Source organism: Areca yellow leaf disease phytoplasma (assembly GCF_041920595.1).
Genome location: NZ_CP169277.1, coordinates 119,171 through 128,982 on the forward strand (window position 1 = coordinate 119,171; position 9,812 = coordinate 128,982).

General features: G+C 34.7%; 8 protein-coding genes, 3 tRNA genes and 1 other RNA gene. 5 read left to right on the forward strand and 7 right to left on the reverse strand.

From position 1 onward, the window contains the following. Positions 1-2,360: 2,360 nt before the first annotated feature. From ACEW7V_RS00655 to ACEW7V_RS00665, 3 genes are all read right to left on the reverse strand, one after another. Entirely contained in the window at positions 2,361-2,558 is a 198-nt protein-coding gene (locus tag ACEW7V_RS00655) for a hypothetical protein (RefSeq protein WP_374695556.1), read from the reverse strand. Between the two features lie 1,251 nt (positions 2,559-3,809). Next, positions 3,810-4,235, reverse strand: a transfer-messenger RNA (tmRNA) gene (gene ssrA, locus ACEW7V_RS00660). 277 nt (positions 4,236-4,512) lie between these two features. Beyond that, positions 4,513-4,737, reverse strand: a complete 225-nt coding sequence (locus ACEW7V_RS00665; protein ID WP_374695557.1) for a cold-shock protein — start codon at positions 4,735-4,737, stop codon at positions 4,513-4,515. A 199-nt stretch (positions 4,738-4,936) separates the two neighbouring features. Between ACEW7V_RS00665 and ACEW7V_RS00670 the strand changes: the two genes are divergently transcribed. Both ACEW7V_RS00670 and ACEW7V_RS00675 read left to right on the forward strand, forming a co-directional pair. Then, positions 4,937-5,010, forward strand: a tRNA-Thr gene (locus ACEW7V_RS00670). A gap of 19 nt (positions 5,011-5,029) precedes the next feature. Further along, positions 5,030-5,105: transfer RNA gene (locus ACEW7V_RS00675), tRNA-Gly, on the forward strand. Between the two features lie 473 nt (positions 5,106-5,578). Here ACEW7V_RS00675 and ACEW7V_RS00680 read toward each other — a convergent pair. The 4 genes from ACEW7V_RS00680 to ACEW7V_RS00695 all read right to left on the reverse strand — a co-directional run bounded on the left by ACEW7V_RS00680 (position 5,579) and on the right by ACEW7V_RS00695 (position 6,819). Next, positions 5,579-5,666, reverse strand: a tRNA-Leu gene (locus ACEW7V_RS00680). 133 nt (positions 5,667-5,799) lie between these two features. Next, positions 5,800-6,045, reverse strand: a complete 246-nt coding sequence (locus tag ACEW7V_RS00685; RefSeq protein WP_374695558.1) for a hypothetical protein — start codon at positions 6,043-6,045, stop codon at positions 5,800-5,802. Positions 6,046-6,523: 478 nt separating this feature from the next. Next, positions 6,524-6,610 carry a hypothetical protein gene (locus tag ACEW7V_RS00690; protein WP_374695712.1) on the reverse strand — a complete coding sequence of 29 codons (87 nt, stop codon included), beginning with the start codon at positions 6,608-6,610 and terminating at the stop codon, positions 6,524-6,526. Continuing rightward, positions 6,589-6,819, reverse strand: coding sequence for a hypothetical protein (locus ACEW7V_RS00695; RefSeq protein WP_374695559.1), 231 nt, complete (start codon positions 6,817-6,819; stop codon positions 6,589-6,591). Before ACEW7V_RS00695 ends, ACEW7V_RS00690 begins: the two co-directional genes overlap by 22 nt. Positions 6,820-8,281: 1,462 nt before the next feature. Here ACEW7V_RS00695 and ACEW7V_RS00700 point away from each other — a divergent pair. The 3 genes from ACEW7V_RS00700 to ACEW7V_RS00710 all read left to right on the forward strand — a co-directional run bounded on the left by ACEW7V_RS00700 (position 8,282) and on the right by ACEW7V_RS00710 (position 9,303). Further along, a complete protein-coding gene (locus ACEW7V_RS00700) occupies positions 8,282-8,542 on the forward strand; it encodes an AAA family ATPase (protein WP_374695560.1) in 261 nt (86 codons plus the stop codon). A 26-nt stretch (positions 8,543-8,568) separates the two neighbouring features. Next, complete coding sequence (locus ACEW7V_RS00705) at positions 8,569-8,880, forward strand: hypothetical protein (RefSeq protein ID WP_374695561.1); 312 nt, start codon at positions 8,569-8,571, stop codon at positions 8,878-8,880. A gap of 273 nt (positions 8,881-9,153) precedes the next feature. Next, a complete protein-coding gene (locus ACEW7V_RS00710; RefSeq protein WP_374695562.1) occupies positions 9,154-9,303 on the forward strand; it encodes a hypothetical protein in 150 nt (49 codons plus the stop codon). Positions 9,304-9,812 lie beyond the last annotated feature (509 nt).

Consider the following 9,812-nt stretch of genomic DNA (forward strand, 5'->3'; position numbering starts at 1 on the left):
AATTATAATATTTGCTCTGTGTTATCATGTTCTCCCAAAGAATATTTTACTTACCAGTTGTAACTGTCTTATTATGAATCTGTTTTTCGGAAAACATAAAGTGAGTAAGAGCAATGAATTTTTCAATAATTTTGTACAGTTCTAACTCACTAGCATTTCACATGCAAATGCAATAAATATATCTGTGCGTTCATTTCATACAGCAACTTTTTCAGCTCGTTCCTTTCTCTGCAATTTTCATGGATCCAATTAGACCAGAAAGGACCCAAGAGGTCCGAAGGAGTTCATCAGAGAGGCCCGAATGTCCTGCCCCAACCAGGGGTACAATTATTGCCTAGCAGGAGCACCACAATTGAGGCTGAGGCCGGTTGTTCAAGAGAAGGCTTCAATTATCGACATTCTGAATGGTCAGACAGCCAGTGAGAGGGAGGCCAGCAATTATTTGGGGACCATTCGAGTTACACGCGTATTTCCATCGGCATTCATTGCACCACTTAGGTAGCTGTGTTGATTAATTGAATCACTGCAGTCACACTTTGGGCTGGCTGAGAGGGGCAGTAGACACAAATATCTTCACATTTAGCTTTATTGGTAAGTACTTCTTCTTACCAGTTTTTCCATTTTGTTGATTTGATTTATCTTCTCCTTCTATTGTTAGTAAATGGTTTGATTCTTCATCTAGGACTCTCTGGTCTGGTATTAGTCCAATTTTTGCAGGGTGGTCAGGAGTTCGTGGAGGCAGCGGTCTGATTCTGCCGACTGTAGAAGACTGGAGTGGCCAGATAAGGGATCACGATGGCACGGAGAAACGTAGAAAAGCCCAGCAGTGACCCTGGCCAAAGAAGAGGAGGACACTGACTGGAGGAGGATCGTCAGTTCACAGCATTAGAGGTGGGCAAACTTCGATGATAGCAGAAAATTTATGGAGAGGACATATGGGTGGCATGGATGGAGTCGCGAAGAATGGTTCGAACGCGTTCATCAACAAGGAGGAGGTCTTGTTCAAAGGATCTGGAGGACTGCAAGAAAGGTGTTTCACCAATTTCAAGGCCTGATGATAATACGGCAAGGAGGCTCCACTTGCTGCAGGTCAAAGGGGGGTGACGTAAGGCCGAGGCACAGGCTGCCAATTCTCCAATGGTAGTCACAGAAATTAACGAGGCACTACGCTAGTACCGGCTATCTCTCCATAGTTCTCTCTTCATCTGTACCATTTCAGATCATCGTCCAATGTAAATACCTTCCATCATGAAGAATCAATTTCACTTTGCCAATAGTTCACTTGCTCTTCCATTTACTATTTTTTGTGACAGAGTGAACTATATAGACCGAGTGTAAGGTTTACATCTCAAGTTTGAGTCTGGCTGATGGGCATGGGGCTTGATGGCTTGCCGACTTATGTCATGTAGGCTTCACATTCTGGGCTAGCTCACGACATGGAGTCAAACAGATAGAGGCATGTTTCAAAGAGTTTCCTAATTGTTTTATCGAATTGAGTCGAATGATAGAGGGGGGCTCGGAGTTTTCCAGCTTGTTTTGCCGAATCTCAGAGTCAGGCGGATAGAGTGCTTTAGAGGCTTGGCTTGCTCGCTTAACTCCGCTTACGGCTAAAGCCAGAAACTCCTAAAGCTTCTCAGACTCCCATCCGCCTCCGACTCCAAGTTCTGGCGACAAGCTAGAAAACCTCCAAGCCCTGCACTCTACTCACTGACTCCAAGTTCAGTAAAGGCTAGGAAACTCCTCAAGCAGCTACCTCATTCCATGGCACTCATGTCCTGAAGCAAGCTCGGGAATCTTTAGAAGCCCTACATGACTTTAAGTCCGGCAAAGAGGGCCGTAGAACTTCCAAAGCCCCCATGCCCATCCGCTAGACTTCAAACTTGGCAAGGGTGACCAGGACCTTGGAAACCTTACACTCAGTTACCATATAGTTCACACTCCTGCCATGCAAAAAAAAAATAAAGTAGAGAACGGAGGAAGAATAGAAAAATAGGAAGGAGTAGAATTGAACTATTGGTAAAGTGAAATTGATTCTTCATTGATGGAGGAAATTCTTACATTAAGTAGGACCCCCCGGTAGGCCAGGGAATCCTTCAAAATATCCTAAGTACAAATGAAGAAAGAGGAAACTATGGAGAGATTGCCGGAGCCTTGCTAGGCCGATAGTGCACCTCATTAGTTTCCTGTGGCCCTTCGGTTGGAGGAGTGGCTAGATCGAGCTCTGACATAGTGGCCATCCTCACCTCAGCCTTCGATGCAGTGTCCACCCCCACTTTGACCTCTGTAGAGTGGGCCTCCTTGCCATCATCATTGCTGGCCATGTCCGGAATGATGTCGTCTAGGCCTTGGAGGGTGAAGTCCTAGCCCACCTTTTTCTTGCAATCCTCAAATCCTTTGAGGAATGCATCAAAGACCACCTCCCGCACTTTGTTGATGAACGCGTTTGAGGCCTTGAACTCTGGGATGGCTTTGGCCACTTCCTTCTTCGCGGCCTCCATCAGTGCCACCGCCACCATGGCCTTCTCCTCCACCTCTACTTGGCCTAGCCTCTGCCGCATCAAGTTGGACCTAGAGGGTTTGCACCCACCCCTCTAAGCATGCCACATCCGAGATCTGAGCGGGCCCTCTCTCAATCAAGTGAGTGGCCTCTCCCTCTTCTGGCCAAGGTCACCTAAGGCTTTCTACCAAGCTTTCAGTTCACCATCGTGTTCTTGGAGCCGCTGCCGCCCAGAGATCCCTTATCCGGCCCTCCGTGTCATGCACCCAAATGCCGTAATCGACCCTTTGCCTCCGCTGCACTCTATTCACCGCAAAGTTGGTGTCTCACCGACTCAGTGCCGTAGGGAGTCCCACGAGGAGAGCATCCATGGCTACTATAGCACAGAGTAAAGCAGAAGGTCACCAAATCAACAAAACAGAGAAAAACTGACCAAGAGAGGAAAAAAGTAGTACTTACCAATAAAAGCTGTGGGAACAAGTCGAGATGACCACTCCCCAACCCGCTTCCATCGCCTCTCGCCCGCCCCAGGTTGAGGGTTATGACCGCGTATTCGCCGGCACCAACATCAACACCCCGGCCACCCTAGGGTCTCAAGTGCCGGTAAAAGATGCCGATAGAGCCCGCGTGCGTACGGTGAGGGCTCCTGAGGTCGGCCGGCTGGATTTTTGGCCGCGTCAAGGTTACTGTAGGATCGGCCTCCCTCTCACTACAACGTTCTGGGCCGTCGCCTCCTCCACCTCTCGGTGACCGTGGGAATGTCGATGGTGGGAAGAGTTGCCCGAAGGGCCCGTACGCCCCCTTCACCACAGGTGGCCCCGCCAGGCCCATGGGCCGGCTCTGGGCCACCTCTTCGTCGTCAGACTGCTCTCTGGGCCTCTCGCCGGGCCTAGTGGGGACTTCTTCGATGGGGCTCCACTTTGGTTCCCTACGTAGCCTCTTTTCGTAGGTCCTTTCTGGGTCCTCGAGATACGGGCCTCTTCAGGACATCTATTGGATTTGCTCCATGTAGAACCTAATGTCTGGCAGAGAAAGAACGAGCTGAAAAAAAGTTGCCCTTTTTATTAGTAGTAATTTGCCCTTTAATGAACTGCACATAATTATTTATTGCATTTGCATGGAGCTGAAAATGCTAATAGTGAAGTTAAAAAAGGTATACAAAATTATTGGAAAAAATTCGTACTCTTACTCACTTTTTATGATTTTTCCGAAAAACAAGATTCATAATAAGACAGTTTTAACTTGGTAAAGGATTAAAAATATTCTTTTGGGAAAAACGTAATAACACAAGCAAATAATTTATAATTTATTTTGGTGGAGATGATGTAGTCGAACCCGATGTACAAAATCACTTTAATTTATATATTCTACATATTTAGTTTATTTTGTAAGTTCGCAATTTATGAAAAAACAAACAAAATCCATAAATTACTAGTCTTTTTGATGTTGCTAAAGAGCAAAGACAAACCCAATTAACAAAACTTACCTTATCGCCTTCCCTAAATCGTAAGTTAATTTAAGTGCGGTTTTTGCTTATTTATTTAAGCAAAAGCTAATTGTGAAGAAAAACTGTTTGCAAAATTCATTTGATAAACTGGAGTTTGTCAACAAAATCTTGTGTATTTGTTACAGTTTGTTTTGTTATTTCGGTTATTATTTATAGCCTCGACGTTTTTACTTGCGTAGCAAGATATGCTATGTAAATTTTCGTTGACCTTGGCAAATCCAAAACATCCCCATATTTTTATTTTAACTCAAAAAACCCTTTTTTAAATCAAGTTATTTTTAGATTTAGTTATTTTTGTTTTTGGAATGGATCATATTTTGATTAATTTATTCTTTTTGCCCACTCAAAAAATTATAACAAATAAATTTAAAATTTTTTAAAAGCGCCAAAAGATAAAATTATCTAAATTTAGAAACTAAACTCAAATCAAAATTAAACAAACAAACAAGAAGCTCAATATATATAACAAAAAAGTTTGATCCCTTCCTTTGTTCGATTATTAATTAAATTATTCGTTAACTACAACAACATCTACAGCTTGAGCTCCGAGGTCGCCTTCTTTAACATTGAATTCCACCTTGTCGTTTTCATTAAGTGTTTTTCTTCCAAAGACTTCAGTTTGAATAGAACTGTAATGTACGAAAATATCTTTCCCATCAGCTGAAACGATAAATCCGTAGCCTTTGTCTTTAGAAAACCATCTACATGTTCCCTGTTGTTTTTTGTCTTGCATTATTAATAATACTCCTTCTTTTAAATTATTTCGGTTTCATAACCTATTATCTATTATAACTCATTTATTTTTAGAGTCAAACATTTTTACACACTTTTTTTATTTTTTTACTTTTTTTGACGTTTTTGGTAAAATTTTCATTTTTTTTCGTCAAAAATTTGCATTTTGATATTTTTTTTGATATAATAAAATATGTTAAGCCCTTATAGTTTAACGGCAGAACGTAGCAATGGTAATGCTGAAATACAAGTTCAATTCTTGTTAAGGGCACCAAAACCAAAATTAAGATGATGTGGGCGTCGTATAGTGGTTATTATACGTGCTTGCCAAGCATGAGACGGGGTTCAGAGATTCCCTCGCCCGCTCCATACATTATATAATTTAGATGTATTATATTTGTTTATTAAAAAACTTTATTATTTAGCTTTTTTGCCCTAATAACAGCGTTTAATTGTTAAATTAATATAATATATAGATATCATAAAAGCAAGCTTTAATTAAAGATTGCTTTTGTTTTATTATGGGAATAATTTCAGTATAAAATATAAATATAATAAAATATCTTTGCAATTGTTTTTTATTAAAATTATGTATAATATAGGCAATTTATGTAATTTTAGATAACAATAATAAAATGATATTAAATATTTTAAATACATAAGAAAGTTGATTTTAAAATGAAACAAATAAACAAACATTTTATCTATATTACTGTAATTATTGTATCTTTTATTATTGTTTTTATATTTCTTAATAACATGAAATCTAATAAGAAAACCCCCTTAATAAAAAGGGGGTTTTTAATATAATATAATGATTTTAATTAAAATAAATAAATTAATGGTGCGGATAGTGAGATTTGAACTCACATAAGATATTTCTTACATGCCCCTCAAGCATGCACAAGCCTACCGTTCTGTCATATCCGCTTAAAAATGATCTTATAGATCATTTCTTGTTATTCTAATGAAACAATGTAAGGAATGTTAGTGTTGTTTTGGCTTTCTAAGGTTTCTAATTCAATGTGGTCGTAATTAGTTTCTAGAAAGTTTCTAGTTTTTTCTAATTCTTTTCATCAGCATATGAAGGATTATAAAAAACAGTTAAAAAGGTTTGATGAGGTTTAATCATTTTTTGGAGTAATGTTTTTAATGCTTGATATTTATCTTTATTAGTAGCTATTATTTTTTCTTCCCAAACAGATAAATATTCTTTTTCTAAAAGAGTTTGATTGGATATGTTTTTAGCATCTTTTTTATCAGCATAGATAATTTTTCCTGTTTGGATGTTTTTGATAGTTTCTTCCATGATATTTTTGTTTTTGTACTAAATCCAATGATTTATCAAAAGCTAAAGAGCACTGTATCCTTGAGCGATGTTTTTAGTTTGTAAAAGGACAATTTCTTGATTGGTTCCTTGTAATTGTTTTAGTTGGGTTCGTAAGCTTTTCTAAAGAGATGTGTCATTAGGTAGGATAATGATGTTTTTGGGAAGTATTTGTTTGGAAGAAGTTTTCAAAAGTAGTAGGGTTAAAAGTAGATTGTTTTATAATTTGATTTACTTTAAGGTCAGCAAAGACTTTTTGGCTTTTGGTATCATTTACAAATGCAATAAAAAATATTTTGATCTTTATTTGAGTTAGGTAAGTTTGAAGGTGACTTTGGGTCTGGGGTAGGTTCTTGTTGTAGGGTAAATGTGTCGTGTTTTTGATCTAAAATTGATTGATGTTGTTCTTTCATGTTGTCAATTTTGCTTACCTTTAATGTGCCATAAGTTAAGAGTTGTTCTAAACTTGTCCTGGTTTGTTGGTATGGATATGTATTTTTAGAATTTCTTGGTCTTTAACTAAAACTAAGAATCTCCTATTTGTAATAAAGCTTGTTTAAGTTGTTTCATATCAAGGTTTTTTTCTTGGGATGCTTTGATTTGAAAAAATGTATTCAGTGCAATAAGTATATTTAATATTAACTTGTCCCAACGTTTGTATTTTATCAGGATTTGTGTGTGTTGGGTATTTTGGTTTACACTTGAAGTAGTTTTTGGTCTTGTAAAAATAATTAACATTCCTTTAAGAAGTTTCAACAAAGCCAAACTCACTATCAACTACTCCTGCTTGTTTTAAGACTTCTAATAATTCAGTTGTTTGGGAAAAAGAGTTTTTTGGGCTGTAGAGAATTGGATAAAACATCTTCAATAGTACATAAATTGAGATTTAGCTTTAGAGTTTGTTGCTGGCTTTTGAAAAACAGTTAAAATAGTGTCTTTCTTGAGTTCTATAATAGCTTGGTGAAAGCTTTTGGTAGCCTCCTTCAAGTGAATGGATAAAATCAGTATAATATTGATAGTTTCTTTGTGGAGTTTTTTGGTAAGTTTGTACCATTCTGCAAAAAATTGGATAAAATAACTCCTGAATTTGCCTTTGGCAATCTATTAATAATGCTTTGATAAAACTTTGGATACTTCATAACTAGAGTTTAAATTGTTAATTTTCTTTAATCAACGCCCGACATCATAGTAATTTTCATATAGTTCCTGTATCTCTATCTGGTACGGGAAAACACATTTAATTATCAATGGTTTGGTAGTTGTTTTGTAAATTGATAGCTCCGTTAGTAATCATGTTTTTAAATAATTGTCCGTCAATAAATTGAATAACTTGATCTTTGTTCATCTTGGTTGCCTTTCTTCGAAAAAATTTCTTTAATATAATTAGATAATAATAAGGAATGGAATATTTTTTTTTCGTATTTGGTATGATTAGGAAAGATTTTTTATTTAAGGTAAATAAAAACCTATTTTAATTATAACATATTTTAATTTTTCTTATAAAACAAAGAAGTTAAGGGAGCAAAAATTTAGTTTTTGCGACTTATAAGTAAATTATGTAGATTATTGATAGAATTATTTAGTTTGTTATTTGTTTTATTTAAATTTATTTGTATTTTTTTGAAAGAGATAATAGATGTAATCAAATACCATACATTGTTAAAAAAGTTTTGTTTGTGATAATCAATTCATTAAAATAAAAACTAATTCATTTATAAAGTTTTAGGCAAGTTATAAAAAATAGTTATTTATAAATTTGATATAACAATATAATTGTTTGATTTATTGACAACCAACTAACTTTTAAAAATAACAAAATAAAACGAAAGTGAGAAATTATCTTATGGATAATCAAGAAAAAGATCTCAATTTAAATTTTTTGAATAAATCATTTAAAATTGAAACTACTATAACACAAACTCCATCTTTATCTGAAAAATCACCTTCAACTTCCAGAAGTAAGGTGTTATAGATGCATTCCATGCGCCAGTTCAATTTGAATTAACAATTTTAATCCTAACAAAAAATATGGATGATTTATTTGGAATAAAAGAAGAAAAATTGGCAGCTCTAAAAAAGTACTAGATTTTGTTACAAAACAACAAATGTTTGAAGAAAGTAAAAGGTAAAATAGATCCTCCCAAAGGAATGTTATTATATGGAGTTCCTGGCATGATTTTTTTGCTAAATTTTTTTATGAAAGATACTCATTTTAAATATGTTGCTAAATGTACTGGTGCTGATTTTTGCTCAAAAATATGTAGGAGAAAGCATAAAGGCAGTACATTCTTTATTTGATAGTGCAAGAAAAATTGCTGATGAACACAGTGGTGCTATCATTTTTGTTGATGAATGTGAAGAGGTTTTTGTTGTTCTTACACAAATACGTGAGCATCATAAAGGACAAAGTGAAGCTGTTACGGCTTTCAAAGAAGAATTAACTACGAAAAAAATAATCCAACTAAGCCCATATTTTTAATTGCAGCTACAAATTATTTAGATAAAATGGATGATGCCATTAAATCAAGATTTACTTACAAAATTGAAGTTAAAACCCTCGAAAAGAACCACGCAAAGACTTTAAAATTCTTAGTTAAAAATATCTGTAAAAACCCAATTTCTGATGATGCACTAAATTATCTCACCCAAAATGTTAATGATGCAATTGAAAATGACATTATGAAGCATTCTAATCGTACCATCGAAACACTTGTTAATGATGCTTGTATTAATATGTGTAGAAACAAACACACACAAATTGAAGTTCAAGACTTAAAAGAAGTTTGTTTATCAGTTTTAGGTTTTATCCCACAATAAAATAATATATATAATAATTTATAAAGCATTACAACAAAGAAATATTAATAAAAATTAAGTATATTTTTATCTATTTTGCATATAATAATTTTACATAGTATTTAATACTTCATTAGCAATTATAAAAAACAAAATAAGAGATAATTGTATAATTAAAATAAATAATAAAAATTTTTTTCAAGTTGGAATTATTTATGAAGATGCCATATTAGAAAAGAGTTTTTTACAAAGTGAATAATTTAGAACAACCCAAGCATTTTTATTGGCTAAGGTGTGCTTGTTGTTATTGGCATTATGGATTTTTATTGTATATTAGGAAATATAATTACAGTTTGGGCCAATAATCCATTAAAAGAAATTTTAGCTACTGGAGTTATAGAAAAGAAAATATTTAGAAGAAAGCAACGCAAGATAATAAATTAGTTGATTGGCAAAATCCTGATACTTATGATTCAACTTATGATACCAACGGAAATCAAATAGCACAAAGACATTACAAATTAGGCAAAGCACGGCAAGATAATAAAGAGAAGACATTACAAACATTATGATACTTGGATGCTACTTTCATATAAAGTTGTAGACAAATATTCAAAGATATTTTTAAGCCAAAGAACCTGAAATAATAATACTAGTTGATTAAAAACTGATATCAGATGCTACTTATGATAAAATAGTAGACAAACATCTAAAGATATTTTAGTCATAACTTATGTATTAATAAATTGAAGCATTTCAACATCATGATACTTAGATAATGTATGATAAAATGTGTAATCAATTATTATATTATCAGGCGAAGTACTGGGAAAAAGATAAATTAGTGATTGAAAAATAATGATACTTAGATGATAAAGCAGATGCAACCAAAGCAAACTTCTTAAAAGACATTATTAGAAACAAGCACACAGCAATACGAATTGAACGAAGTA